This window comes from uncultured Thiodictyon sp. (assembly GCF_903946935.1).
Lineage (GTDB): Bacteria > Pseudomonadota > Gammaproteobacteria > Chromatiales > Chromatiaceae > Thiodictyon.
Genome location: NZ_CAJAXH010000267.1, coordinates 1 through 25,294 on the forward strand (window position 1 = coordinate 1; position 25,294 = coordinate 25,294).

Sequence of the window (25,294 nt, forward strand, 5' to 3'; positions counted from 1 at the left end):
CACCCCGCCGCCCGTGTCCTTGCCTTTTTCGCTTGTTCACGGGTGCCCGCCTCCAGCAGACCAAGATGCGGACCTCCTCGGTTACCGCGCATTCTCAATGTCAGGCTCGACATGGCCTGGGACCCCGAGGAGTACCCGCATCGCTCGCTGTGGCGCGATACTGGTTGTTGCCTGCCAGCGGGCCAAAGCCGTCGGCACTCTCCGACTAAAATTTTCGGGGCTCAAAACCTTCAAGGCCGGCTCCACCCGTTACCTTTACACCTCGCCTGCTTTCGCGCCTACGCATCGACACGCCCGTTACCGTTCGCGCCGCAAGGCTCGATACTGGGCTCGTGGCTAGCGACTACCCAGGTGGGAGTTCCACCCACTAGATTACGCGACATTGCCAAGCCGCACTGGCCCCTTTTTCGCAATAATACTCTATCCCGGCTTACCGGCCGATTACCCCGAGGCTGCCTGCGCTAAGTCGTAGCGCAGCACCAGGAGTCGATCGGCGCCGATAGCCGTCAGGGCATAGGTCCGACCCTCGTCGTCGATGAATTCGACCTCGAATACGTCCTGGCCGAGGGACTCCACTAGGGTACCGACCTGCCCCGTGAGCAGACCGCGGTCGGGCAGATCGCCGGTGAGGGCAACGACATCGAAAGGTTTAATGTGTTGGGTCATGGGGGGCTCCCGATCGATCACAGGACATAGCAGCTGGTGAGCCGGGGGAAGTCCTCTCCGGTTCTGACGATCCAGGTGATTCGGACTGCCGCGGCTCCCTTTGGGCCGTCAATTGAGATATCCAAATCATAGCGCCGACCATAGGCATCCGCCTCGCCGGCCGTCGCGTCATGCGTGCATGCGGCGCGCATAAAGGCGGTGCGCAGCCAGGCTGCTTCGCGGGCAGTGATGCCCAGTGCGGCGGCGAAGACCCGGGCCTTGTGCTGGCCGCGGGGATGCGCCGGATTCAGACAGTACCCCCGTCGCTTCTGAAGGTCGACAAAGGCTCGGTCGGCGTTGGGTAGGCGCATGCTCGGGTCGGTCAGGTCAGGGATTTCCGGGGACAGTATATCTAACTCAGGTTTGGCGCGAGGCTGAATGAAGTAAACTGTCACCGAAACTCTTGTATTGCTCTGAACTGAAATCGTTGTCCGTCCCCGTTTTCCCGCATTTAGTAAACTGTCACCGTAATTTCTGTCACCGTAATTTCTACGTTCTGATGACCAACCACGTCCATTTGCTGGTCACGCCCGCAAGCGCCGTATCGATTCCGCAGGTCATTATCGCCGTGGGGCGTCAGTACGTGCAATATATCAACCACAGCTACCGGCGCACGGGAACCCTCTGGGACAGCAGGTACAAATCCTCCCTGGTGCAGGCCGAGACGTATCTCTTGTTTTGCCAGCGCTACATCGAGCTGAACCCGGTCCGGGCGGGCATGGTCGCCGACCCGGCGGAGTATCGCTGGTCGAGCTACCGGCATCACGCCCTTAATTACGGTGACAGTTTACCAAATACAGTAATTACGGGTTGCGTTCAACGCCCATCCGCATTCAGTGTATTTAGTAAACTGTCACCGTAATTCAGAAGCGTGGACCCAAGAAAAGGGATCGCAACGAGAAATAATGCCATTTGGTAAACTGTCACCGTAACCCGCTTCTGAAGGTCGACAAAGGCTCGGTCGGCGTTGGGTAGGCGCATGCTCGGGTCGGTCAGGCCAGGGATTTCCGGGGACAGCAAGCGATTTCCGGGGATAGTATATCTAACTCAGGTTTGCGCGAGGCTGAATTAAGTAAACTGTCACCGAAACCAAGACCTGACCCCATCCGTAATGCGTTAAATCGGACCACCCCGGCCACCGAAAGCAAGTCGCCAAGCGTGGCGAGGGAATTAAACGTGGTATGTCCCCTATTGCCGTGCTTATCTCCCTCACAGGTCTTCAAGGAGGCTGAATAGTTTTCTTAATTCGCTCTTATCGGGACAGCTCGGTACATCGTTAATATAATGTTTGCAACTCGCGCGGAGGTAATCAACAACCCAGCGATACTTCGGATAGATGCCATTATCGGAGTAAATGCACTCCTCAATGTTCTCTATAATCATGGCCAGCGTTGAGCAATCCTGAAAAGCCGGAGCCAAATAGTCAACGAACATCGCAACGTCCTGCGTTATTCCCCATTTTTGGTATCCGGCGTGGGACCACTGAAATACGATATTCCGATCCGAGATATCGTAATTAGGCATCTTTGCCAGCGATTCGTTTAGGCGCTTTATTAGTGCTCCCGCCGACCTGAGTTTTACGTCCTTAATGATTCGGTTGTCTAGGACAACACGGGGGTGCTTTGCATGCTCTTGCTCTAGTCGATAAGCCTGAGCATAGGCGGGGCCTACAACTTGTTGCTCGTTGATAGGGCAAAATGCATTACCATGCGAAATTCCGCCTCTCATCCAAATGTTGTCTTTCGCGAGGCCGAATTGAATATCACGGACGGCGATACAAAGATCTCGCAGCCTCTGCAAATTCTCATTGGGATCACTCCCGGAGCTAATCGAAAGGATTACTGAATCGCTGATTACAATGGAGCCGATAGGAACACCATCATTCGATGCCTTGAGCGTCTCGGTGCTTTTCTGCACCAAGTCGAAGTACTCCGATATCTTTTTGAGGTCTGCCGGTTTTTCGCTCATCACGAGTTTCTTGAAGCCTAAGACGTCGAGAAACGCTACGTAGTGAGGAGAATAACTGATGGCTGGGTCGTCGCTCATAATCCAGATGCCCAAGAAGATGCCCAAGATCTCGGCCTCAGCCGTAGGGACGCCGGTTACCCGGCAGGAGAAATAGCGGAAATAGGGGGCCGAAAATAGGGGACAGACTAAGTTTAATTCATCGACTCATCTCCAACATGTCCTTGACCATGAAGCGTGGTCTGTCACCGATATTCCCTCCCGATCATTCTCCCTATTCTTGGAAGGCTTAAGGTAAAATTAATAATTTATTACACGCATCCTGATCAGGCCAGCGACTCAATGGCGCACGGCTCTTCGAGCGAAAATGATGTATATCGTAACCTAATTGATCCCAGATAGCCATTAGTTTGCTCATTACACAAACAGGTGTCACTTCACGTCCACGCACCAACCTAAGTTTTATCTGGCGTTCTTTAAGGCCTATTCTCCTATTTGTGAGTATTCCTTCACGGAAATCAATGCTATCGCTACCTGTTGTCTGGTACTCACCAGCAGATGTCCCGGGAAAGATTGCTGCGTCTATTGATGGCATTGCGCAAGCCAGCTCAACAATAGAACCCAACTCCCAGATCTCTGGGGTTCTCCAGTCGTCTTTACCTGCATATCTTGCCTGATAAGCTATGCTCACCGCGTCTTGGTAACTAGTACCGTATCCAGTTCCAATGCAGGTGTCGCCGGACCAATACTGTCCCTGGGAACATCGCTTCCATTGCAGCTTAGTCTCTTTATCAGTTACCGTTCCATCCCCATTGTCGATGAAACGACTAGCCGGGGCTGTGGCACTTACTTTCTTGTAATCGCAGTACTGCGTCATCGGTTTTTCTTGACGCTCCTGTTCATAGATCCTCTTAGCAGATACTAGAGAATCCCTAAGAGATGAAAATGCATTCTTAAAACAGTCTTCAAGAACAGAAGAGATTGGGGACTCTGCCAGCAGAGAGTATTTTTTGTCAGCGCAGATAACCATGTCGATCGCGAACGGCTTTAAAGCATCGGTTAAAAAAAGTCCCGTGCCAATTACTCCATCAAAAAATACGATATTTTGCGCTTTAGCAATAAGAAAGTGATAAGCAGTGGTCATCTTAGTGGGGTATGATGAATATATCCACTCAGCGGCCGCGTCTGAAGTAATCGCGTCACTGTCGCGCAAATATATAAATGTCAGTTGTTTTGAAATGCTGTTTGTATTTTGACAAGAGGTCCAATCAGACTTGCAAAAATACCATATCACGTCATCGCTTAACGATGCATCGAAGGGTATTTGGGAATGTTGGAGCCACTCTCTTGCCTGGCTATTGCTAACACCAGCTTTTTCCGCTATTTCTTTAGCTTTATAGTCAATATAACGATCTTTCGTCATTTTGAGCATTCGTGCGTCGAAGAAAACGGCCGGGCTGTTGTACAGGCGTGATTGATCGGCCAATTCCTTGCAAGTTGGGCCGAAAAAGCCAAAAAACCATTGCTCTTTGGAAACAATACTAAGAACTTTTTCTTCAGTTGTGTCAGAGAAATCCGCCAAGCACTCGCTAACGGTTTCCTCGGATACGTGATATTTTTCTGCCAAAAGTTCGATCTTGCTCTTGCTCTTGCAAGAGAAGACAGCAAAAAAAATAAATAACGCGATACCCACAAGGTAGATATCTCGCATGTTTTTCATTAATTTTCTAACCCTCAAGGAATAATTAGGGACAGACCACGGTTTTCACCAAACAACCCTCTCCGCCCATGGCTTCCGCACCTCGCCGCCAATAAAGCACTCCATGGAACTGAGTGAAAGTAGGGGGAAGCGATCAGGCTCAAAATCTCCTTTTCCCCGAAGCCAGATGAATAAGGTGCCCTCCTATTGCATTAACAGAAATTTAACACAGGCAGCATGCAGAGCTTAGTGTATCGCCGGGGCTTTGACGGATGCAAATGGTTTTTTGTGGATACTTGACGGGAGCGGGTGGACATCGGGCGGGGCGACACGGTGGATCTTAAGGTTGGCTTTGATCGTCGTTTCGGCCAGTCCGCGATATTCTGCGAGCCCGCGGCGGCGAGAGGTTGCCGTCCGTGGCGCAGGATTGCAGCGTCCCGGCCGGAATGACAATCAAGGGCGGAATGGGTCTTGGTCGTCGTTTCGGCCAGCTCGGGGCCGGAGTCCAAGGCTTCAGCCTTGGATGGACAGGACTAAGGCTGAAGACTTGGACTCCCCAACGGCCGCTGGCCGGACGCAGATCAAGGCGACGGCGCCGGTGTAAGCTGGGCGTCGAGCAGCAGGTTGCCCCCCGAAGGTGCGGCACGTGCCTCACCGCATCCTCCGGCCCTTGATCTGTCACACCGATCCCGATATGTTTAACGGTCGCCCTTGCTCTGATCGATATATCCCGCGAGAACCGCCCATGACCACCGTCGTCGTTTCCTGCAAAGGTCAGATCCAACTGCCAGCCGCGCTACGGCGGCGTTTGGGTCTGGGTAGCGGCACGCAACTCGAATTGCTGGAGGAGGGCGACGGACTGCGACTGCGCGTGGTCCGTGCCGAGCCCAGTGTCGATCTCACCGGGCTTGCCGGTCTGGTGACGGCACCGTCACGGGGCGTTCCGCGCCGTCTGGAGGACTTCGACCCGGCGACATTGACGGCGCGCAAGCGGGCGTGAAGTCGCTCGATACCAACGTCTTGGCCCGGTTCTTCATTTAAGGATTTCCCGTTCACCCTTCGACAGGCTCAGGGCGAACGGAAAATCCTTAACTTGATGGCGGCCTTGATCATCATCCCGGCCACCGGGCTAGCCGCGAGGTCGTTGGTCCGCGCAGCGGACCCTACGGGCTGGATTCCGGCGTCCCTGCCGGAATGACGATCACGGCTTGGCGTTGATCATAACTCTGGCCGCTCGTGACACGGAGCCAGCGACTGGGCAGGTATTCGCAGACACCAAACCCCGCCGCGGACCATGATCATCGGTCCGCCCATCGACACTCCCGGCGCAGAGCGCCTGACACAGGCGCGACACCGCTGGAGCGGTGTCACGAGAATGGGGGGTCGGCGCCTGGGAGCGCCGACAGTCTGTCGGCGACGGCGCGAAGCGCCGTTGGGTTCTCGCGAAAACAAGGCCCTTTGCGATTCACCGCGAAACCGCGAACCGCCTGCGGCGGCTGGCCGACAGAATGTCGGCGCTCCCAGGCGCTCCCAGGCGCTGCGCGCCGGGAGCGTCGGCGTCTATGGCTTGGCGTGTAGTGCCTCAAAGAGCGGTCGCAGCAGGGTCTCGGCCCAATGGGTGAATGCGCCGTCGGCGCAGAGTGCGTCAAACCCCGGATAGGCACGCGCCAGGTAGGCATCGGTCTCTACCTCGCCGCGTTGTTGGTCGGCACCTTCGTAGACCTTGCGGGCGGCGGATTCATTGCCGGCCTTGAGCCAGGCAAAGGCGGTCTTGGCGGCGAGCGGTAGCGGTTGGCGCATGCCCGCGTGCCAGGCTGCCAATAGGTCGGTCAGGAGCGCCTGCGCCTGCTCGATGGTGAGCGGTTTCAGCTCGACATCGCCCACTTTGCTGATGACCTGGGTGGTGAGTGGCGCACCGGTCAGGTGCCCGGCGAGGTGCATGACCCAATGGCGGATGATGACCTCTCCGCGGTATTGCTTGTCCTTGACCAGGTCACTGGACTCCAGCACGACCCGGCCCCGCTCGCCGGCCGCATTGACGCGTAGCCCGCCGAGCCAGTCCGCCAGCGGCGGCAATTGCGGGTCCGCGGCCTGAAAGCGGATTGGCGCCTCGTCCTCGATGGCCTGCGGCCAGCGGGCGAGCGCCTTCTGATAGCGCTCGAACAGGTCGTCCATGGGGGCGACCAATTCCGCGGCGAGGGCCTCGCCAAAGGCCCCGGCGGCCAGGTCGCCGCGGCGGCGGATGCGATCCATCCGCTCGGCACGGGCGGGCTCGATCGTCTCATCCCGCGCCAGCGCCGCGGCCTGGACCTGGATCAATTCGTTCTGGAGTTGCCAACGCTCCAGCCCATCCAGTGCAAAGGGTTCCTGGTCCTCTCCGGGTCCTTCATCGTCCTCGAAATAGACGCCGAGACGTTGCCGGAAAAAGGTCTTGACCGGGGTCTTGAGGAAGTCCGCCAGTTCGCGGATGGTGAGTGGCTCATCGCGCACCAGCGGGGCGAGGGGTGCGTCGCCGCCCCCCGCTGGCGTCGGTCCACCGCCAGGTCGCCACTCCCGGGCATAGGTGAACCAGGCGGACTGGGCGGGGTGGGGCGGGAAATAGTCCGGGCTGAAGGGCTGGAGCCGGTGCTCTTGGGTGAGCGCGTCCAGGAAGGCCTCCGACGCCTTGTCCGCCGGCCCGGTGTAGCCGGCCAGCCGCCAGCCGGCGGCCAGGTGATCGCGCAACTGGCCGACCAGCACGGAGGGCGGGCGCGGGCTGTTGTCGGTGATGCTGCGCCCCACCCAGGAGCAGTGCAGCCGGTCGCGCGCTGACAACAGGGCCTCCAGAAAGAGATAGCGGTCGTCCTCGCGCCGCGAGCGATCGCCCGGCCGATAGTCCCGGCCCATGAGGTCGAAGTCCATGGGCTTGCGTTGGCGCGGGTAGTCGCTGTCGTTCATGCCGAGCAGGCAGACCTGACGGAAGGGGATGGCGCGCATGGGCATGAGGGTGGCGAAGGTGACGGCGCCGGCAAAGAAGCGCTGCGAGAGGCCGCCCGCGTCGAGCCGCGACAGCCAATACTCGCCGACGATCGACAGCGGCAGCCGTTGGGTGAGCGCGGCCTCGTCGCAGACCTCCTGCCATTCCTGTAGGGCGCTTTCCAGCCGCAGCAGGGTATAGGCGTCCCCGTCGCTGTCCTCGGGCAGCAGGAAGTCGGCCATCAGGGTGCGCAGGCGTACGCACCAGTCGGCGACGGTGGCGGGCTCGCGCAGCCGGTGCCAGGTCGCGTCCAGCCGCTCGATCAGTCGCACCAGGGGGCCGAGCAGTGCGGCATCGAGCCCGCCGATCTCATCGAACGGCTCGATCCCCTGCCACTCGCCGGTGCCCGCGCCGACGGCATAGCCGAGCAGCATGCGGCGCAGACCGAAGCGCCAGGTGTGTTGGGTCTGCGCCTCGGGTTGGGGCGGCAGGTCGAGGCTGGCGCGCTGCTCGGCGTGCAGGCCCCAGCGGATGTTGGCGCCCCGCACCCAGCGATGCAGCCGCGGCAGGTCGTCGGCGTCGATGCCGAAGCGCCGCCGCAGGGCCGGGACCTCGAGCAGGTCGAGCAGGTCGCTCACCGCGAGCCGCGACTGGGGCAGGGCCAGCAGGGTCGCCAGGGCCTGGACCAGCGGATCGGTGGCGCGCTGGCCCTGGTCGGCGACGCTGTAGGGGATGAAGCGCGGATCGCTGCGATCGAGCAGCCCGAACACCGCCTGGATGTAGGGTGCATAGGCGTCGATGTCCGGGACCATGACGATGCAGTCGCGCGGGGTCAGGCTGGGGTCGGCATTGAAGGCGGCCAGCAACTGGTCGTGCAGGACCTCCACCTCGCGCTGGGGACCGTGGGCGGTATGGAAGCGGATGGACCGATCATGCCGCGGGTCGAGCGCCGGCCAGTGGGTGCGGGTCTCGGTGAGTGGGCGCAGGTCGCGGATGTCGTCTTGCAACTGTCCCAGCAGGGTGTTGACGGCGTCCGGCTCGCGGTGCGCGAAGAGGTCGATGCGCTGCTCGATGGCATGGAAATGCCCGGCGTACTGCGCCCGCGCCTGGGCGTCGTCGTGCTCGTCGAGCAGGCCGATGAAGTCGCGCCCCTGTTTGCCCCAGGCCGCCAACAGGGGGTGGGCGTGCAGGTGCATCCGCTCCGGGGCCAGATCCTCAGGCATGCCGTCGCGCCGCTGCTGGCGGCGGTGTTGCGCCCGCAGCAGGTCCTGGTCGGCGACGATGTCGGCCCAGTAGTGCTCGCAGGGGTTGTGGACACACATGAGGATCTGGGTCCAGCGCGCCATGACGGCCAGGACCTCCAAGGACTGGCGCGGCATGCTGGAGATGCCGAACACCAGCAGTCGGCGCGGCAGGCCGGCCGGGCGCTGGCCCGGCGGCCAGTCGGCCGCGCGGCGCAGGAAGGCGGCATGCACGGCCGCCCGCCCGGCATGGGAGCCGCGCCCCAGGTGGCCATGGCCGCTCTCGACATCGTCCAGCAGGGCGCGCCACAGCGAGGCCTGCCAGTGCTGCTCCGGCGCCAGGGGCACGCGCGTACCCCGGGCATCGATCAGCACGGCCTCACCGGCGGCCCAGGCGTCCAGCCAATCGGCGCGATAGACCTGATACTGGTCGAGCAGGTCGGCCAGCCGCTCGGCGAGCTGGAAGCGCTTGCGCAGATCGGCATCCTCGGTGAGGAAGCGCCGGATGGGCGCGTACTCGGCCTGTTCCAGGAGCTGCGGCAAGAGCCGCATCAGGCGCCAGATCAGACGCGACTCATCAAAGGGCGAGGTCTCGGGGACCGCCCCGGGTCCGAGCACCGACCGATAGACCCGCCACAGGAACCGCGACGGCAGCGAGACCTCCAGCGCGGCGGCGATGCCGAGCCCGCCCTCGTTGCCATCCGCGCCGGGATTGGCGGCCAGCGCCAGCTTGAGCCACTGGGCGATGCCGTTGCTTTGGGCGAGACAGATCTCCTGCTCCAGCGGCGCCAGCGGATAGCGCCGCATCCAGGTCACCAGGAGGTCCCGCAGGGTTTCCGGCTGGTTGCCGTGGACGAGCATCAGGCCGGGGGGGAGGGGGCTGGCGGTCACAGCGGGCTCCAGTTGCAAGTCCGCTCAGGCATCGCTGGCGTCACCGGGAAAAAACTCCGGGGACAGCGATTGCTCAAGGGTATATGGGCATTCCCGCGGAAAGCGGCCGCGATCGATGCCGGTCTCATCCTCTGCCTTGAGCTTGGCCTTCTCATAGGCCGCCTGGATTTTTTCAGTCACCAGTGGCTTCAGGCTCGGGCTGTCTTCAAGCAGGTCCGCGATGTCCATGCGCTGCGTCAATATGGTATTGCGCCCACTGCGCGTTCTCTTGGGTGCCTGGTACTGCCATTTAAGCAGATGCATCAGCAATATTGCAAGGCGATTCAATAGCTCACGTTTCTCGCTCTTAGCCATCGCCTCCAGCTCCTCGGCCACATGTTCAACATCGAGCTGGTCAAATTGATGATTTCGCATCAATTGCGCATTGGCGTTCAACCAGCCGAAAAAATCACGGTCGTAACTCTGAGCAACGGTCATTTTTCGACACTCCTACTGCAAATGTCTCGGCGCCTCCGCGTCTCTGCGTGAGTCCATAATGTCTGACGCAGAGGTGCCGAGACGCAGAGAACGGGAAAGTCCGGCTTGTCTCTGGGGAGAGTGGCCGGAACGATGACTAACGCCAAAGTCAGCATCTCACCTACTGGCTGAAATCGGCCGCCAGCGCTTGGAGCGCTGGTGTGGGGAGACCATAGCTCACCAGCCGCACATCGAGATCGAAGGCCGCCGCCAGGCGCAGTGCCCTGGTCATCGCGGCATCGATCCAGCCAGCGTCATTACCAAAGGCGCCGCCACCCAGCCGAGTCAATAAGACGACATTCGATCCGCCGCATTGCGCGCTCGCCATCGCGGCCAGCAGCGTAGCCTCGTAGGCGGCCTCCAGTATCAAGGTGGCAAAGGGCGCCCAGAACGCCGGCGGTACACGACTATAGGCAACCGGGAGCGCCGAGCAGAAGGCCTGTGAGACTATCGGTGGCGGTGCGGCGAGCGCATCGGTGACCTCCACGTCGCGGTGACACCCGATACGCAACAGGCCGCGCAAGGCATCGATCTGCGCTGGTCCCAGGCTCGCGAGATGGCCCGAAATCGCTTCGAGACCGGCCTGGGTGCATAATGCGTAACCATTGCGCATCGTCCACAGCGTATTGACCGGCACACCCAGCGATGCGCCGAACGCAGCGCCCAGATCGGCCAGTCCGTCCAACTGACGTTCGCTCGTCTGGCCACTCCCCCCAGCCACCGGCGCAAAATAATTGCGATACACCGTGGCCGCACCGGCGGCCATGGCGCAGGCCGGTCCCTGAGTGCCATCGCACCGATAGCGTGTGACGCCATGCTCAGGACTCACCTCCGGCGCGGTCATCTCCAACAGGTTGAATTGCGAGGCGACTTGAAATAGCGCGCCGGCGTATTCAGGCAATGCATGCATGGCCCGAACATCGCCGGTCACGATGCGAACGCTCAGGCGGCCGGCCGGCATGCCTGCGATACGCACGCGTTCGCGCAAGGAGCCCAGCGATACGAGCTCCAGCTCGCCAATGCCGTAGGTCCTGCCATTGACTCGGGATCGCAGTTGGCGCCCGTCAAGCCCGAGTTGGCGGCGGGTCTTGTCATAGCCGACCTCGCGGAACCCAAAGAGGCGTTCAAACCAATCCATTTTCGGTCATGATCGGTCGCATGGCGTGCAGCAGGTTGGCGAATAGATTGGGGTGCCCGCTCTCCTCGCGTGTCAACAGGGCCTTCATGTGCTCGCGTCGGGTGGGCATAGCGAAACAGGCGGGGCAACTGTCGGGCACCACCGGCAGGGCCGCCGCGCGGGCGTAGTCCGCGGTCTGGCGCTCGCGGCAATAGGCCAGCGGGCGGATGATGCGCACGTCCCCGGTCTTGTTGACATAGTGTGCCTTCATGGTGCGCAACTGGCCGTTGTGAAAGATGGACATCAGCAGGCTCTCCGCCAGGTCGTCCAGGTGCTGGCCCAGCGCCAGACAGTTGTAGCCCTGCTCGCGGCAGATGCGATACATGATGCCGCGTTTCATCCGTGAACAGTAGGCGCAGAAGGAGTCGCCGTCCATGTGGGTGCGCGCCTGGGCGATCAGCGGCTGGCGGATGTAGTGCCAGGTGAGCTCCGGGTAGCAGCCCGGCAGGTGCGAGGGGTCGAAGCCCGGCACCTCCGGGTCCACGGTCAGCACCGCCAGCTCGAAGCGCACCGGGGCATAGGTTTGCAGGTGCCGCAGGATCGCCAGCAGCGACAGCGAGTCCTTGCCGCCCGAGACACCGAGCAGGATGCGGTCGCCGTCGCGGATCATGCGATAGTCCGCGATGGCCCGGCCGACCTGACGCAGGAGCGATTTGGGGGGCTTCGGGCGAGTATCGGCCATGGGGTGTGGTCCTGGAAAGAGTACTTAGCCGCAAATGAACGCAAAGCTATCAGGCTGGCATTCGGGGGCCGGGTGCGGGTGAAAAACGGTGGACCTCCACCCGCCAGTCCCGCTCATCCGCGCTCAACACCAGGCAGGTCGGCCCGCCGCCGGTGCGGGTGCGCCCCGCCGCCCCGGGGTTGAGGACCCAGGGCAGTGCGTCCCGATCCAGCACCAGACGGTGACTGTGCCCGCAGACCAGGACGCGGGCGCGCGGGAAGCGTCGGCGCAGCCGCTCATGGCGTATCCGCGCCGCGGTTTTGTGACCGTGGATGACGACCAGCACGCCACCCGGCAGGTCGATCTGGGTGTGTGGGGGAATGGTCGCCAGCAGGGCCTGGTCCGCCGCCGGCCACTCGGCCGGGCGATCGTTATTGCCCCGCACCGCATAAATCAGGCCGCGGCGGGGCCGCAGTCGGGCGAGGACCGCGGCACTGCCGATGTCCCCTGCGTGTACAACGAGGTCACAGTCGGCCACCACCGCGAGCACGCGCCGATCCACCCAGCCATGGGTGTCAGCGATGATCGCGACCCGCACCGGGCCCGGGCCGTCGAGACCGTCCGCCAGGCCGGTCGATGTGGCATCCGTCATGTCGAGTCCAGGGGTCGTCTTACAGCGACTGGCCGGGTCGCGCGCCCGGCAGGCGCTGCTCAATCCATCGTCAGAGCGAGCTTACCGGTCACATGCCCGGCCCCGATCAGGGTGTGGGCCGCCGCGGCCTCGGCCAGGGGGAAGGTCTGCGAGACGTGGATCTTGAGCTCCCCGCCGTCGATCAGCTTGCCGCACCGGCGCAGGATCTCGCCCTGGTGGGCGAGCGCCCGCGGCAGGTTGCGCAGTTGGGGCGTGAGCATCAGCTCCAGGCTCAGGCGCAGGTTGCGCATGCGCGCCTCCTTGAGATCCAGCTCAGGCCCCGGGTCCAGGATGGTCACCAGATTGCCGTAGGGGGCCATGGCCGGGATGCTCTGACGGAAACACGCCGCGCCCACGGTATCCAGCGCCACATCCACCCCGCGCCCGCCGGTCCAGTGCATGACCGCGTCCACCAGGTCCTCGTCGCGGTAGTTGATGCAGTACTCGGCCCCCAATGAATGGGCAAACTCGGCCTTCTCCGGACCACTCACCGTGGTGCAGACCCGCGCCCCGGCGATCCGTGCGAGCTGGATCGCCACGTGGCCCACGCCCCCGGCCCCGGCATGTATCAGGACGGTCTGACCGGCGGCGAGACCCGCACGATCGCTCAACGCCTCCCAGGCGGTCAGCAGGACCAGGGGCGCGGCGGCGGCCTCGGCGAACGTCAGCGCGTGCGGCTTGGGCTGGGCCAGATGGCTGTCGAGACAGATATATTCGGCATAGTTGCCGACCGGGCCTCCCAGACCGCCGTGACAGAACCAGACCTCGTCGCCGGACTTGAAGCGGGTCACGTCCGCGCCGACCGCCTCGACCACGCCCGCCCCGTCGCAGCCCAGGACGGCCGGGAACCCGGCGGGCAGGAGCGCGCCGTTGGCGCGGATCTTGGTGTCGACCGGGTTCACGCCAGCGGCCATCAGCCGCACCAAGATGTCGTCCGGACCGCTCAGTTCGGGACGGGGACGTTCGGTCAATTGCAGGACCGCAGGGCCACCGGTCTCACGTATCTCGATCGCTTTCATGGGCAACACTCACCGACTTATCGCAGCAAAGACGCTAACAGTAGCCTTGTAGCCATGCACCTGACAACACCGCGACCGATACAAAGCATAGAAAAACGGCCTCGCCGGCCGCTACCAGCGCCGCCAAACCGTGTAATCGGGTCCGTCGCTCAGTGCCAGTCCGATCTGGTGGCGCATGGCCATCTCGTCGGCAAATCCACCCGGGGTCTCGTTCGACCCGACATAGTAGAGGCGAAACGCGCCGTCCGGCAGCGGCACGATACAGGGCGTGCCGACCGCGAAGGCATCCCAACGGCCCGAGCCGCGCGGGGCGTGGGCAAAGACCGACCCGTCGGCCTCCGCTCCGGGTTGCCGGTCCCAATGGACGGCGTCCGCAGAGGTCGCCAGCCCGATCGAGCGGTAACCGTCGCGGCCCACACCCTCATAGAACATCAGGTAATGGCCCTCGTGCTCGATGACGTGTCGCGTGCCGACGCCGCCGGCATCGAAGGCGCCGGGCGCGCCGGCCCCCAGTATCTCGCCCCGCTTAGACCAGGTGAGACCGTCCGCCGACTCGGCCAGGCAGACGACGAAGACCATCCGGGCCGGGTCCAGGCTGTGGTAATAGAGGCGCCAGACCCCATCGCGACACCGCACCACCTGGGGCCAGGCGCACACCGCGGCGTCCGGCTCACCGGGTGTACCCAGGTCCAGCACGGCGCCCCGATAGGGGCCGTCGACGCGCGACTAGTGCAGACCGTCGGGCGAGGTGGCGCAGCCGGGGCGCAGGTTCAGCCCCTTGACCGCAAACTGTCCGAACTGCTGGCGACTGTGGTCGCCGCCGAAATACCACATCCGGTAGAGACCATCCTCCTCCCGCTGCACGTCGCTCAGACCGACATGGGCGGAGTCGAAGCGCGCCGGGTCGGGGTGGGCCTCGAACACGGCACCGCGCGTCAGGGGCCCCGGCACCCGCTGCCAGGTCAGACCGTCGGCGGACTGCGCCAGGCCGCAACGCCCGGTCGGCAGGTTGATCTCCCGATCGAATTGGGTGTCGCGGCCGTAGTACCACATCCGCCAGGTCCCGTCCGACCCGCGCAGCACCCGCGGCCCGGAGACCCGCTCGTCGTCCCAGGCCCCGGCCGGACCCGGCCCAAACAGCAGCCCGGCCGGCCGCTCAGTCGTGTCTATCATCGTGTCCAAGGGCTGGAGTCTCCGAATGGGTTGCGGCACTGGCTGACGTACCAAGGACGATCCGTGCGGGGTACATCTGGAACCGCGGCGCCCTTTTCAACCGACGCCGGAACCATTTTCCTGTCCCGCCGCCACCCTCCCATGATCGCAGTGCCTTGGGTTCGCTTGCCGCCCGCCCTCCGGCATGGCTAGAATCGGCGACTGGCCCAAGGGGCAGCGGTTGACGTTTTTGGCGCGCGATGACGCGAGCGCGAACGCTATTCGCAGGCAGCAGCCGGACGATACGAATGAACTTTAGATCTTCGATCTCAAAAAACATCATGTCGGTGCGCGAGGCAATAAAAGACCTAAAGCATTCCAAATTTCTCGGGGGGCGACTGCTATACCGCTTCTTCAGACAATGCCGGATTGGCATCGACGTCCTCTCAAACCGTCGCTTCCGCGCCGAGACCTTGACCAGGCTGCGCTTTCGCAATCGTTCTCATCAGCGATCGACCTATACCTCCGCCAACCGTTACCCATTGGTCTTTAAGGCCTGCGCCGAGTATTTATCATCCATCGCGCCCCCCGCCCGGCTACTGTCTTTTGGCTGCTCGACAGGCGAGGAGGTCGCCACCCTGGGACATTACTTTCCCAACGCCGCGATCGTCGGTGTCGACATTAATGACTGGAGCCTAAGACAATGCCGAAAAAACTATAAGGAACAGCGCTTTTCTTTCCTGCAACGCCAATCGCAAGCCCTCGCGGCGGCCGAGAATTTCGATGCGATATTTAGTATGGCCGTTTTCCAAAGAACGGAAAACCGCACCAACCCTGAAAACTCGACTGCTCAAGGATTCCTGTTTGAGCAGTTTGCAGCGGAAATCGCGATCCTGCATAAGAAGCTCAAACCGGGCGGATTATTTGTGATCGACCATGCCGATTTCAGCTTTATGGATACCGGCTGCGCCAAGCATTACACCCCGCTGCCCTTTATCAACAACCGACTGCGCCGTGAGCGGCCAGCATTCGATCGCAATAACCTGAAGATAGCAGAGTCACAGTATTATTACCGGGTGTTCGTAAAATCCTGATGCGCTTGCGATCCTCGCCCAGGTCCTGCCGTTCCTCGCCCGTTTCGGGGCCTTGGTGCTGGCGACCCTGATCGTCGACGCCTTACTGCACCTGTTGGGGTTGGCCTGGATCGGACGGTATCTGGGCATCCCCGGCACCCTGCTGATCCTGCTCTCGTTGTGGTCGCCGCCAATCTGCTGGTCCTGCTGGCCGTCGCGGTGCTCTATCCGCACCTGACGATCGCCCCCGGCCACCCGATCGAGGCCCACGCTGCGCTCGCGACCGACTGCGTCGCCTGCCACACCCCGTTGCTCGGCAGCCGCCCGGCGCTGTGTCAGCGCTGCCACCGGCCGCACGAGATCGGCCTGGTGACGACCAAGGGCCTGCGGATCCTCGATACGGCCAGGCTCACGCCCTTTCACCAGAGCCCGGACGAGAAAGGAGACAAGGACGACGACTGACGGGACCGGGCAACGCGCAGGAGCGCCAACCACCGATAAACTGCTATGATTCGGCGCCAGACTCCGCGAGGTGCGGGTCGCTTGCGGGCAACCCTGCGCGCCTCCATTGCAGACTCGGACAGGACCATGACCCAGACCCCGATCACCGATGTCGCCGCCTACCTTGACGACCTCGGGCAGCGCGCGCGCACCGCCTCGCGCGCCCTGGCCCGCGCTCCCACCCGTGACAAGGACGCGGCCTTGCTTGCCATCGCGCAGCGCATCGACGCGGATCGCGCGGCCATCCAGGAGGCCAACCGCGCCGACCTCCAGGCCGGGGCCGCCCAGGGCCTGGATGCGGCCATGCTGGACCGATTGGAACTCACGCCCGGGCGCGTCGACTCAATGGTCGCAGGACTGCGCCAGATCGCCGCCCTGCCGGACCCCATCGGCGCCATCACCGACCTCAACTACCGGCCCTCCGGCATCCAGGTCGGACGGATGCGCGTACCGCTGGGGGTCGTCGGCATCATCTACGAGTCGCGCCCCAACGTCACCGCGGACGCCGCCGGGCTCTGTCTGAAGTCAGGCAATGCCGCCGTGCTGCGCGGCGGCTCCGAGTCCCTGGCCTCCAACCAGGCAATCGCCGCCTGTATCCAGGCCGGCCTCACACAGGCCGGCCTGCCGGCGGATGGGGTGCAAGTGGTCGCCACCGCCGACCGCGCCGCGGTGGGGGCCATGATCGCCATGCCGCAATTTATCGATGTCATCATCCCGCGCGGCGGCAAGGGGTTGATTGAGCGGATCAGCCGGGAGGCGCGGGTGCCGGTGATCAAGCACCTGGACGGCATCTGTCATGTCTATATCGATGCCGCCGCGGACCCGGAGATGGCCCTGTGCATCGTTGTGAACGCCAAGACCCAGCGCTACGGCACCTGCAACACCCTGGAAACCCTACTGGTGGACGCCCCGGTGGCCGCGACCATCCTGCCGCCGATCGCCGCCGCCCTGGTCGCTGCGGGGGTGGAACTGCGCGGATGCCCCCGCACGCTCGAATCGGTTCCTTATGCGCAACCCGCGAGCGCGGAGGATTGGGACACCGAATATCTGGCCCCCATTCTGGCCATCCGCGTCGTGGACGGTCTCGACGCCGCGATGGACCACATCGCCCGCCACGGCTCCGCCCATACCGATGCCATCGTCACCCAAGACTATGGCCGGGCCCGCCGCTTCCTGCGCGAGGTCGACTCCAGTTCAGTCATGGTCAACGCCAGCACCCGCTTCGCCGATGGTTTCGAGTACGGCCTGGGCGCCGAGATCGGCATCAGCACGGACAAGTTCCACGCCCGCGGCCCGGTGGGGCTGGAAGGGCTGACTTCGCTTAAATTCGTGGTATTAGGAAACGGGGAGGTCCGCGGTTGATGAAGATCCTATTGGTCGACGATTCAAAGTCCGCTCGCTATGCCTTGCGGCTTGCGCTGCAGCGCCTGGGCGCTGAGGTCGAGATCGCGGAATCCGCGGAGGCCGCCTTCCAGATACTCAAGGGCCAGCTACCGGACGCCATCCTGATGGATCACATGATGCCCGGGCTCAACGGCTTCGAGGCCCTCGAGGTCATCCGCACGGACCCCCGGACGGCGCCGATCCCGGTAGTGATGTGTACATCCCATGAGGACCCGGACTTTGTGGCTGACGCCCGCCGCCGCGGCGCGGCCAGCGTACTGCCCAAGTCGATGGCGGCAGAGCGACTCCCCGACCTCCTGAGTAGCCTGCAAAGCCGTCTGGATCAAGCCGCCGCAACCATACCAACCGCCCTGCCAGCCGCCCCCAAGAGCGTGCCGCAGCGGCCCCTGTCCCTGGATCCGGAACTGGTCCAACTGATCGAGAAGCGCATCGATGCCTGTATGACCGGCATGATCGAGCCGCTGATGCAGGAGCTGGAGCGCAACCTCAGCGAGCGCCTGCTGGCGACCACCCGCAAACTCATCCAGTCGCAAACCGAGTTGCAAGCGGCGGAGACCCGGGAGCTGATCGAGTCACGCCTGGCCGCGGAGCGCCCGGCGGCGAAGCGGGCATACACCGAGGCCATCGCCACGCAGTGCCAGGCGTCCATCGGTCAACTGATCGGGGAGACCGTGTCTGAAAAGGTGCGGATCGGGCTTGAGACTGAGCGCGACCAGATCATGGCCCTGGTCAATCAATGCCTGCGTGACTTCTCCGCCGAGGGAACGACTGCGGCACAACGCGACGAGGAGCGGCTGACGGCACTCGACAGCCTCATGTCGACCAAGACCCGCGAATTCGCCGAGGTCGCCGAGGTCGCCAAGCGTGAGACGAGCGCGGCCGCCGCGGGGGCACTCACACGCGCCCAAGAGATTGCTGACCAGATGATGAAGGAGCTCCGCGGCCGCCTGACGGGGATCTACGTCGCCATCGCGGGGACCGTACTGATCGGTGGACTGATCGTGGCCGTGGTCTTTTATCTGCCCCGCTGAACACCCGCGACGGTCACGCCGCCGGCTGCGGCGTGACTTCAGATAGACGCCGGATCCCGCTGACTTAGTGGGATGTTTGACCTGCCGCGCCCCTTGCCATCCGCGGCACGGGCGCCTATTCTTTTCACCGATTGCCGCCGTCGAGCGCGTTGACCGTCGCAGACCCCACAGGTACTTCCCGCTCAGACCGCCGAACCGCTGCCGCGGACACCGCTACCGGCGGGCGCCCGCGGCGGCACCATTATCCATTTCGGAGAGGGGGAATCGAGGATGTACGAACCAACGCACGATAGCGACCAGCCGGACTTGTTCAACCATCAGGTCTTCCTCACGCGACGGCGGTTCCTTGAGGCACTCGCCGCCACCTCCGCCGGTCTGCTCTGCGGGGCGCCGAGCTTCGCCCGCGCCGACTACGTCGCCAGTTCCGGGCTGCAGCGTCAGGTTCTTGAACTGTTGCGGCTCATGCAGGCCGAGGACCTGCTCGCGCCGGGCGAGCGCACGGCCTGGTCGGTCTACGACTTCAACGCGGGCAAGCAACTGGTGTCGATCAACGCGGACGCCCCGCGCCAGGCGGCGAGCATGATCAAACCCTTCGTCGCCCAGGCCTATTTCTTTGAAGTCAAGAGCTCGCGCGGGCGGGTCCGCTACACGGAGGACGTACGCGAGACCATGGAGCGCTCGATCCAACACAGCAATAACCTGGCCACCAACAAACTCATGGACCTGGTGAGCCTCCACCAGTCCGGGCGCGGGCCCCGCGACGTGGAGACCGTGCTGAGGAGCAATGCCCCGGCGGTCTTTCAACAAACGCGCGTGGTCGAGCGGATCCCCGCCAACGGCCGGACCTTTAACAACCTCGCCTCGGCCAGCGACTACACCCGCTTCCTCATCTCGCTCTGGCAGGACCGCCTGCCCTACAGCAGCGAACTGAAGGCGCTCATGTCCCTGCCTAATCGCGACCGTATCTGCCAGGGGGTGGATGCCATGCCGCCCGGGGTACGGGTCTATGACAAGACCGGCTCGACCTCCCAGCTGTGCGGCGACATGGGCATTATCGATGCACCGAGCTACTACGGCCGGCGCGCACCCTATATCTTCGTCGGCATCATCGAGCGGCCCACCAGCGCCAGCAACTACCGCACCTGGATCACCCGGCGCAGCAACGCCATCCGCGCCGTGTCCAACCTCGTGTATCTGGATATGAAGAGTCGCTATCGGTTGGCGTGACGGCGGTTGGCGTGACGGCGGTTGGCGTGACGGCGGTTGGCGTGACGGCGGTTGGCGTGACGGCGGCCGCCCCGGCGGCGACGCTGCGGTCAACCTGAAGCCGGAATGGGCTCACGCCAAGACGCCAAGGCGCCAAGGCGCCAAGGAAGATTTATACGCGCGTGACACCGCTCCAGCAGATTGTGAAGGTACTCGAAACGTGCCCGGCGTAGCCCGGATGGAGCGCTAGCGGAATCCGGGTGCGGCCTCGCGGGCAACCGGTCGCAGGAGCGCCCCCCAGGCCGCGATGCCCCACTCACCCCCGCAAAGACAGGATCGGCCAGCCGCGGGCCAGCGCCGCCGCACGCAACTGGGGGTCCGGGTCCACGGCCACCGGGCGGTCCACGCGGCCGAGCAAGGGCAGGTCGTTATGTGAATCGCTGTAGAAGGTGCTGCCGGCCAGGGTCTCGCCGTGGGCCTCGATCCAGTCCTCCAGACGCCGCACCTTACCCTCGCGGAAGGCCGGGATACCCGCAACCGCGCCGGTGTAGCGGCCGTCCACCTGCTCCGGCACGGTGGCGATCAGGTGGGCGATGCCGAAGCGCTCGGCAATCGGTGTACCGACGAAGGTGTTGGTGGCGGTGACGATCAGCAGGGTATCCCCGGTGGCGCGGTGCGTGGCGATCAGGTCGCGGGCGGCGGGCAGCATCAGCGGCGCAATGACCTCGTCGACAAAGCGCTCGCGCAGGGCCTCGAGCAGGTCGCGCGGGTGCTCCCGCAACGGACTCAGGGCAAAGCGCAGGAAGGCGTCGATATCCAGGGTACCGTCGCGGTAGTCCTGATAAAAGCGATCGTTGGCGCGGGCGTATACCGCCCCATCCACCAGTCCTTGGGCGACCAAAAAGGCCCCCCAGAGGTGATCTGAATCCCCTGCGATCAGGGTGTTGTCGAGGTCAAAAATCGCTAAGGCCATGGTCTGATTCCTCCTTTCGCCGTCGCGCCCGGGCGGGGACGGGGTTGCCGGGGTCGGGTGCATTGTGCCTCAGATCGGGGCAGCCGCGCGCGGGCCGCGGCTCGCGATGCCGCTCATCCCGCGCAAGGTCCCGGGAGCCATCAGGAAAGCCGTTCAACGGCAATTGCTTATGCAATCCTTTCCTTGCCGGTTGCAAGCCGCTTGTGGAAGAATGGGGGCATGTAGACGCGCCCGAGTGTGGTGCCTTGATCGACCACGATGGTTTCCGCCCCAATGTGGGCATCATTCTGAGCAACGAGGAGCGCCGCCTGTTCTGGGGCAGACGCATCGGTCAGAATGCCTGGCAGTTTCCGCAAGGGGGCATCAACCATGATGAGACCCCGGCGCAGGCTATGTACCGTGAACTGGAGGAGGAGGTCGGACTGCAACCTCACCACGTGACCATCCTGGGCTCGACCCAGGGCTGGCTGCGCTACCACCTGCCCAGACGCTTCATCCGCCGCCACTGCGGTCCCACCTGCATCGGCCAGAAGCAGGTGTGGTTCCTGCTGCGGGTCGACTGCACCGAGGACGCCTTTTGTCTCGACAAGACCGAAAAACCCGAGTTCGATGCCTGGCGTTGGGTGCGTTACTGGCAGCCCCTGCACGAGGTGGTCTACTTCAAGCGCCGCGTCTATGAGCTGGCGCTGGAGGAACTCGCACCCCTGCTGTACCCGGAAGGAACCCCGGAGCGTAGCGAGGCCCTGGCCCGCGCCGCCGGTTTCCTGCGCCAGCGGCGCCGCTGATGCCGTGGGTCAACACCGCCCCCACACCTAAGCCCCGCCGATCCCCGTCCCCAGTCACCCGCTGCAAAGGTCCCATCGCCCATGCCCGGCATGCTTGAATCACTGCGTCGCATCGTCCAAGAGGTCGACAACGCCCCCGACCTGGAACAGGCCCTGGCGATCATCGTGCGGCGGGTGAAGGAGGTAGTGAAGGCAGACGTCTGCTCGGTCTATCTCAACGACTATGACAACCGCCGCCATGTCCTCCAGGCCACCGACGGCCTGAGCCAGGCGGCGGTGGGGCGGGTACGCATCGAGCTGGGGCGCGGCCTGGCGGGGCTGGTGAGCGAGCGGGCCGAGCCCATCAATCTGGACGATGCCTGTGCCCACCCGCGCTATCTGCGGATCACCGACAGCGGCGAGGACTGCTACCACGGTTTCCTCGGGGTGCCCATCATCCAGAACCGCAAGGTGCTCGGGGTGCTGGTGCTGCGCCAACTGGAACAGCGGCAATATCAGGAGGACGAGGTCACCTTTGTCGCGACACTGGCCTCGCAACTCGCCGGCGCCATCACCTATGCACGCACCAACGGCGAACTGGCGCGGCTCCAGGACGAGGGCATCCCCCAGCGCTTCCTGCCCGGGCTGGCCGCCTCCCCCGGGATCGGGATCGGCACCGCGGTGGTGGTCTATCCGCCGGCGGACCTGGACGCCATCCCCGACCGGCGCGTCGACAACCCGCAGGCGGAAGAGGACGCCTTTCGCGGCGCACTGCGCGATGTGGCCGCCGACCTGGACCGCCTGGCCGCACGCACCCAGACCAATCTGAACGCCGAGGATATGGCGATCTTCGACGCCTGGCGCCTGATGCTGGAGAGCGACACCCTGGTCGACGGCACGCTCGGGCACATCCGCGCCGGCAACTGGGCGCCGGGGGCACTGCGCACGACCATCGCCGATCATGCCCGGGTCTTCGACGAGATGGAGGACGCCTATCTGCGCGAGCGCGCCTCCGACGTGCGCGATCTGGGACGCTGCATCCTGGTCCACCTGCAAAACCTCGCCGACGCGCCCATCGCGTATCCGCCGAAGACCATCCTGGTGGGGACGGAGATCTCGGCCATGCAGATCGCCGAGGTCCCGCGGGAGCGGCTGGCCGGGGTGGTCTCCACCGGCGGCTCCGGGTCCTCTCACGTCGCCATCCTGGCGCGCGGCATGGGGGTGCCGGCGGCCATGGGGGTCGCCGACCTGCCGGTCGGACGGGCCGAGGGCCGTGACATGGTGGTGGACGGCTACCGCGGTCGGGTCTATGTCTCCCCGGCCCCGGCGGTGCGGATGGAATACCAGCGCATGGCCGAACACGACCGGGCCATGAGCAATGAACTCAAGGCCCTGCGCCACTTGCCGGCGGAGACCACCGACGGCTTTGAGGTGCCGCTCTTCCTCAACACCGGCCTGGTCTCGGAGAACCGGCCCTTGGGACTGGATGAGTGCGCCGGGGTGGGGCTCTACCGCACCGAACTGCCCTTCATGGTGCGCGACAGCTTCCCCGGGGAGGTGGCGCAGATGGCCAATTACCGCAAGGTGCTGGAGATGTTCGCACCGCGCCCGGTCACCATCCGTACGCTCGACATCGGCGGCGACAAACCACTGCCCTATTTCCCGATGCATGAGGCCAACCCCTTCCTCGGTTGGCGCGGCATCCGCATCACGCTCGACCATCCGGAGATCTTCCTGACTCAGGTGCGCGCCATCCTGCGGGCCTCGGTCGGGCTCGACAATCTCAAGATCCTGTTCCCCATGGTCAGTACAGTGACCGAGCTGGACGAGGCCTTGATCCTGTTGCGACGCGCCCACGATGAACTGCTGGAGGATGGCTACCAGGTGCGGATGCCGCCCACCGGGGTCATGATCGAGGTGCCGGCGGCGGTCTATCAGGCCGAGGCCCTGGCGCGCCGGGTCGACTTCATGTCCATCGGCACCAACGACCTCACCCAGTACCTGCTGGCGGTCGACCGCAACAATTCACACGTGGCCAAGCTCTATGACGAACTGCACCCGGCGGTGCTGCGCGCCTTGAGCCAGACCCTGGTGGGGGCGCGGGTGCATGGCCGGGAGGTCACCGTGTGCGGCGAGATGGCCGGCGACCCGCTGGCCGCGATCCTGCTGGTGGGCATGGGTGTGCATAGCCTGAGCATGGGTGCGCACAGCCTGCCGCGGGTCAAGCGGGTCATCCGCAGCATCAGCCGGGCGCGCGCCCGCGAGGTCCTCAAGGCCGCCCTGCAATGCGAAGACGCCGCTGCCGTGCGCCGACTGCTGGTCGACACCCTGGAGGCGCTGGGCCTGAAGGGACTGGTGCGGCCGGAGCCCTAGCGATGCTGGGGCTGTGGCTGGCCGATCGGGCACTCACCCTGAGGCGCGACCTCCCGGAGCCCGTCGCGGGTCCGGACGAGGCGCTGGTCCGACCCCTGTTGCGCGGCATTTGCAGCACCGATCACCAACTGGTCGACGGACTCTATCCATTCACCGGCGTACCCGGTCACGAGTTTGTCGCCGTGGTGGAGGCGGGACCGCCGGAGTTGCTCGGATGCACCGTCGTCGCCGAGATCAATATTCCCTGCGGGCACTGCGCGCTCTGTGGGCGGGGGCTGGCAAAGCATTGCACCCACCGTCAGGCCATCGGCATCCACGGCCGCCCCGGCGCCTTCGCCGAACGGTTGGCCGTCCCCGTCGCCAACCTACACCGGGTCCCGGCCGGCGTTGCCCTCGAACAGGCGGTCTTCACCGAACCACTGGCCGCCGCACTGGAGATCCAGGAGCAGATTGACTTTGGCCCCGAGGACTTAGTGCTCGTGGTGGGCGACGGCAAGCTCGGCCAACTGATCGCCCAATCCCTGGTGCCGACCGGCTGCCGGTTGAGCGTCCTGGGCCGCCACCCAGCCAAGCTCGCGCCCCTGGCGCGGCTCGGCCTCACCACCCTCACCGCACCCCCGGGCGCCCCGGCCGGCTTCGACGTGGTCATCGAATGCACCGGCTCCGGTGCCGGCTTCGCGCTCGCCCGCCGGGCGGTCCGCCCGCGCGGGACCATCGTACTCAAGAGCACCTATCGCGGGACCCTGGCAGTCGATGTGAGCGCGCTCGTGGTGGACGAGGTGCGGCTCCTGGGCTCGCGCTGCGGGCCATTCGAGCAGGCATTGCGCCTGCTGGCCGGCGGGACATTCGACTTGGGTTACTTGATCGACGCCATCTACCCGCTCGCCGACGGGCTCGCCGCCTTTCGCCGCAGCCGGGAGCGGGGCGTCCTGAAGGTGTTAATGAGCTCGCCGCCACGCTGAATCCGGAGGGTTTGGTTTGCGGGCTACCCGCATACCACGGACGCTGGCTCTTTCAGGCTTGGACCAGATGAAGGGCAAAAAAAAGCACGAACTCTTACCAGATATCCGTAAAAGTTTCGTGCATTTTTGGCAGCCACAAGGTAACCACCTGATTTTGGCGCTCCCTAGGGGTTTTGAACCCCTGTTACCGACGTGAGAGGCCGGTGTCCTAGACCACTAGACGAAGGGAGCGGTACGCTTCAAGCGAAGCAGGTATTATACGGAGACTGCGCCGCACCACAAGCGACGGTTACACTATTACGCTCCCGACAGCCACCGGGCACTGTCCAAGCCC

23 protein-coding genes and 1 tRNA gene are annotated in these 25,294 nt (G+C 63.9%); 10 read left to right on the forward strand and 14 right to left on the reverse strand.

Annotated elements, in window-relative coordinates; genetic code table 11:
* Positions 1-441: 441 nt before the first annotated feature.
* Positions 442-666, reverse strand: coding sequence for a DUF4926 domain-containing protein (locus tag QZX93_RS23315; RefSeq protein WP_295391931.1), 225 nt, complete (start codon positions 664-666; stop codon positions 442-444).
* A gap of 17 nt (positions 667-683) precedes the next feature.
* Positions 684-1,016, reverse strand: a complete 333-nt coding sequence (locus QZX93_RS23320; protein ID WP_295391933.1) for a DUF6883 domain-containing protein — start codon at positions 1,014-1,016, stop codon at positions 684-686.
* Between the two features lie 188 nt (positions 1,017-1,204).
* Between QZX93_RS23320 and QZX93_RS23325 the strand changes: the two genes are divergently transcribed.
* A complete protein-coding gene (locus tag QZX93_RS23325; protein WP_295391935.1) occupies positions 1,205-1,567 on the forward strand; it encodes a transposase in 363 nt (120 codons plus the stop codon).
* Between the two features lie 347 nt (positions 1,568-1,914).
* On the opposite strand, the gene QZX93_RS23330 is transcribed toward QZX93_RS23325, so the two are convergent.
* Entirely contained in the window at positions 1,915-2,778 is an 864-nt protein-coding gene (locus QZX93_RS23330; protein WP_295391937.1) for a hypothetical protein, read from the reverse strand.
* Positions 2,779-2,959: 181 nt separating this feature from the next.
* A complete protein-coding gene (locus tag QZX93_RS23335; protein ID WP_295391939.1) occupies positions 2,960-4,390 on the reverse strand; it encodes a DUF1566 domain-containing protein in 1,431 nt (476 codons plus the stop codon).
* A 724-nt stretch (positions 4,391-5,114) separates the two neighbouring features.
* Between QZX93_RS23335 and QZX93_RS23340 the strand changes: the two genes are divergently transcribed.
* Entirely contained in the window at positions 5,115-5,369 is a 255-nt protein-coding gene (locus tag QZX93_RS23340) for an AbrB/MazE/SpoVT family DNA-binding domain-containing protein (protein WP_295391941.1), read from the forward strand.
* A 560-nt stretch (positions 5,370-5,929) separates the two neighbouring features.
* On the opposite strand, the gene recC is transcribed toward QZX93_RS23340, so the two are convergent.
* From recC to QZX93_RS23380, 8 genes are all read right to left on the reverse strand, one after another.
* The gene (gene recC / locus QZX93_RS23345) at positions 5,930-9,427 is read right to left on the reverse strand and encodes an exodeoxyribonuclease V subunit gamma (protein WP_295391950.1); all 3,498 of its coding nucleotides are present in this window, start codon (positions 9,425-9,427) and stop codon (positions 5,930-5,932) included.
* A gap of 54 nt (positions 9,428-9,481) precedes the next feature.
* Complete coding sequence (locus tag QZX93_RS23350) at positions 9,482-9,934, reverse strand: DUF29 domain-containing protein (protein ID WP_295391942.1); 453 nt, start codon at positions 9,932-9,934, stop codon at positions 9,482-9,484.
* Positions 9,935-10,094: 160 nt separating this feature from the next.
* Positions 10,095-11,111 carry a hypothetical protein gene (locus QZX93_RS23355; RefSeq protein WP_295391944.1) on the reverse strand — a complete coding sequence of 339 codons (1,017 nt, stop codon included), beginning with the start codon at positions 11,109-11,111 and terminating at the stop codon, positions 10,095-10,097.
* Complete coding sequence (locus QZX93_RS23360) at positions 11,098-11,832, reverse strand: ATP-binding protein (protein WP_295391946.1); 735 nt, start codon at positions 11,830-11,832, stop codon at positions 11,098-11,100. Before QZX93_RS23360 ends, QZX93_RS23355 begins: the two co-directional genes overlap by 14 nt.
* A 49-nt stretch (positions 11,833-11,881) precedes the next feature.
* Positions 11,882-12,463, reverse strand: a complete 582-nt coding sequence (locus QZX93_RS23365; protein ID WP_295394972.1) for a metallophosphoesterase family protein — start codon at positions 12,461-12,463, stop codon at positions 11,882-11,884.
* 59 nt (positions 12,464-12,522) lie between these two features.
* Positions 12,523-13,521 (reverse strand): zinc-dependent alcohol dehydrogenase family protein, encoded by a 999-nt coding sequence (locus QZX93_RS23370; protein WP_295384375.1) that lies wholly within the window; start codon positions 13,519-13,521, stop codon positions 12,523-12,525.
* A 111-nt stretch (positions 13,522-13,632) separates the two neighbouring features.
* The gene (locus QZX93_RS23375) at positions 13,633-14,217 is read right to left on the reverse strand and encodes a hypothetical protein (protein ID WP_295384377.1); all 585 of its coding nucleotides are present in this window, start codon (positions 14,215-14,217) and stop codon (positions 13,633-13,635) included.
* Between the two features lie 30 nt (positions 14,218-14,247).
* Positions 14,248-14,703, reverse strand: a complete 456-nt coding sequence (locus QZX93_RS23380) for a hypothetical protein (protein WP_295384379.1) — start codon at positions 14,701-14,703, stop codon at positions 14,248-14,250.
* 278 nt (positions 14,704-14,981) lie between these two features.
* Between QZX93_RS23380 and QZX93_RS23385 the strand changes: the two genes are divergently transcribed.
* The 5 genes from QZX93_RS23385 (at position 14,982) to QZX93_RS23405 (ending at position 19,909) form a co-directional block, all read left to right on the forward strand.
* Positions 14,982-15,767, forward strand: coding sequence for a class I SAM-dependent methyltransferase (locus QZX93_RS23385; protein ID WP_295384381.1), 786 nt, complete (start codon positions 14,982-14,984; stop codon positions 15,765-15,767).
* A 159-nt stretch (positions 15,768-15,926) separates the two neighbouring features.
* Positions 15,927-16,208 carry a hypothetical protein gene (locus QZX93_RS23390; RefSeq protein WP_295384383.1) on the forward strand — a complete coding sequence of 94 codons (282 nt, stop codon included), beginning with the start codon at positions 15,927-15,929 and terminating at the stop codon, positions 16,206-16,208.
* Between the two features lie 126 nt (positions 16,209-16,334).
* Positions 16,335-17,609 carry a glutamate-5-semialdehyde dehydrogenase gene (locus QZX93_RS23395; protein ID WP_295384385.1) on the forward strand — a complete coding sequence of 425 codons (1,275 nt, stop codon included), beginning with the start codon at positions 16,335-16,337 and terminating at the stop codon, positions 17,607-17,609.
* Complete coding sequence (locus tag QZX93_RS23400; protein WP_295384387.1) at positions 17,609-18,682, forward strand: response regulator; 1,074 nt, start codon at positions 17,609-17,611, stop codon at positions 18,680-18,682. Before QZX93_RS23395 ends, QZX93_RS23400 begins: the two co-directional genes overlap by 1 nt.
* A 270-nt stretch (positions 18,683-18,952) precedes the next feature.
* A complete protein-coding gene (locus QZX93_RS23405; RefSeq protein ID WP_295384390.1) occupies positions 18,953-19,909 on the forward strand; it encodes a serine hydrolase in 957 nt (318 codons plus the stop codon).
* Between the two features lie 295 nt (positions 19,910-20,204).
* Here QZX93_RS23405 and QZX93_RS23410 read toward each other — a convergent pair whose 3' ends face one another.
* Positions 20,205-20,861 carry an HAD family hydrolase gene (locus QZX93_RS23410; protein ID WP_295384392.1) on the reverse strand — a complete coding sequence of 219 codons (657 nt, stop codon included), beginning with the start codon at positions 20,859-20,861 and terminating at the stop codon, positions 20,205-20,207.
* A gap of 245 nt (positions 20,862-21,106) precedes the next feature.
* On the opposite strand from QZX93_RS23410, the gene QZX93_RS23415 reads away from it, so the two are divergent.
* The 3 genes from QZX93_RS23415 (at position 21,107) to QZX93_RS23425 (ending at position 24,960) form a co-directional block, all read left to right on the forward strand.
* Positions 21,107-21,646: an RNA pyrophosphohydrolase gene (locus QZX93_RS23415; RefSeq protein ID WP_295384394.1), complete on the forward strand. Its 540-nt coding sequence runs from the start codon at positions 21,107-21,109 to the stop codon at positions 21,644-21,646.
* A gap of 90 nt (positions 21,647-21,736) precedes the next feature.
* Positions 21,737-23,998 carry a phosphoenolpyruvate--protein phosphotransferase gene (ptsP, locus tag QZX93_RS23420; RefSeq protein WP_295384495.1) on the forward strand — a complete coding sequence of 754 codons (2,262 nt, stop codon included), beginning with the start codon at positions 21,737-21,739 and terminating at the stop codon, positions 23,996-23,998.
* Positions 23,999-24,000: 2 nt separating this feature from the next.
* Positions 24,001-24,960, forward strand: a complete 960-nt coding sequence (locus QZX93_RS23425; RefSeq protein ID WP_295384396.1) for an alcohol dehydrogenase catalytic domain-containing protein — start codon at positions 24,001-24,003, stop codon at positions 24,958-24,960.
* 155 nt (positions 24,961-25,115) lie between these two features.
* Here the strand turns inward: QZX93_RS23425 and QZX93_RS23430 are convergent.
* Positions 25,116-25,191 (reverse strand) — tRNA-Glu (locus QZX93_RS23430).
* Between the last annotated feature and the right edge of the window lie 103 nt (positions 25,192-25,294).

Bases quoted from the DNA above. Each gene is read 5' to 3' on its own strand.
- QZX93_RS23315 (WP_295391931.1), bottom strand. From the start codon at position 666: ATGACCCAACACATTAAACCTTTCGATGTCGTTGCCCTCACCGGCGAT.
- QZX93_RS23320 (WP_295391933.1), bottom strand. From the start codon at position 1,016: ATGCGCCTACCCAACGCCGACCGAGCCTTTGTCGACCTTCAGAAGCGA.
- QZX93_RS23325 (WP_295391935.1), top strand. From the start codon at position 1,205: ATGACCAACCACGTCCATTTGCTGGTCACGCCCGCAAGCGCCGTATCG.
- QZX93_RS23335 (WP_295391939.1), bottom strand. From the start codon at position 4,390: ATGAAAAACATGCGAGATATCTACCTTGTGGGTATCGCGTTATTTATT.
- QZX93_RS23340 (WP_295391941.1), top strand. From the start codon at position 5,115: ATGACCACCGTCGTCGTTTCCTGCAAAGGTCAGATCCAACTGCCAGCC.
- recC (WP_295391950.1), bottom strand. From the start codon at position 9,427: ATGCTCGTCCACGGCAACCAGCCGGAAACCCTGCGGGACCTCCTGGTG.
- QZX93_RS23350 (WP_295391942.1), bottom strand. From the start codon at position 9,934: ATGACCGTTGCTCAGAGTTACGACCGTGATTTTTTCGGCTGGTTGAAC.
- QZX93_RS23355 (WP_295391944.1), bottom strand. From the start codon at position 11,111: ATGGATTGGTTTGAACGCCTCTTTGGGTTCCGCGAGGTCGGCTATGAC.
- QZX93_RS23360 (WP_295391946.1), bottom strand. From the start codon at position 11,832: ATGGCCGATACTCGCCCGAAGCCCCCCAAATCGCTCCTGCGTCAGGTC.
- QZX93_RS23365 (WP_295394972.1), bottom strand. From the start codon at position 12,463: ATGACGGATGCCACATCGACCGGCCTGGCGGACGGTCTCGACGGCCCG.
- QZX93_RS23370 (WP_295384375.1), bottom strand. From the start codon at position 13,521: ATGAAAGCGATCGAGATACGTGAGACCGGTGGCCCTGCGGTCCTGCAA.
- QZX93_RS23385 (WP_295384381.1), top strand. From the start codon at position 14,982: ATGAACTTTAGATCTTCGATCTCAAAAAACATCATGTCGGTGCGCGAG.
- QZX93_RS23395 (WP_295384385.1), top strand. From the start codon at position 16,335: ATGACCCAGACCCCGATCACCGATGTCGCCGCCTACCTTGACGACCTC.
- QZX93_RS23400 (WP_295384387.1), top strand. From the start codon at position 17,609: ATGAAGATCCTATTGGTCGACGATTCAAAGTCCGCTCGCTATGCCTTG.
- QZX93_RS23405 (WP_295384390.1), top strand. From the start codon at position 18,953: ATGTACGAACCAACGCACGATAGCGACCAGCCGGACTTGTTCAACCAT.
- QZX93_RS23410 (WP_295384392.1), bottom strand. From the start codon at position 20,861: ATGGCCTTAGCGATTTTTGACCTCGACAACACCCTGATCGCAGGGGAT.
- ptsP (WP_295384495.1), top strand. From the start codon at position 21,737: ATGCTTGAATCACTGCGTCGCATCGTCCAAGAGGTCGACAACGCCCCC.
- QZX93_RS23425 (WP_295384396.1), top strand. From the start codon at position 24,001: ATGCTGGGGCTGTGGCTGGCCGATCGGGCACTCACCCTGAGGCGCGAC.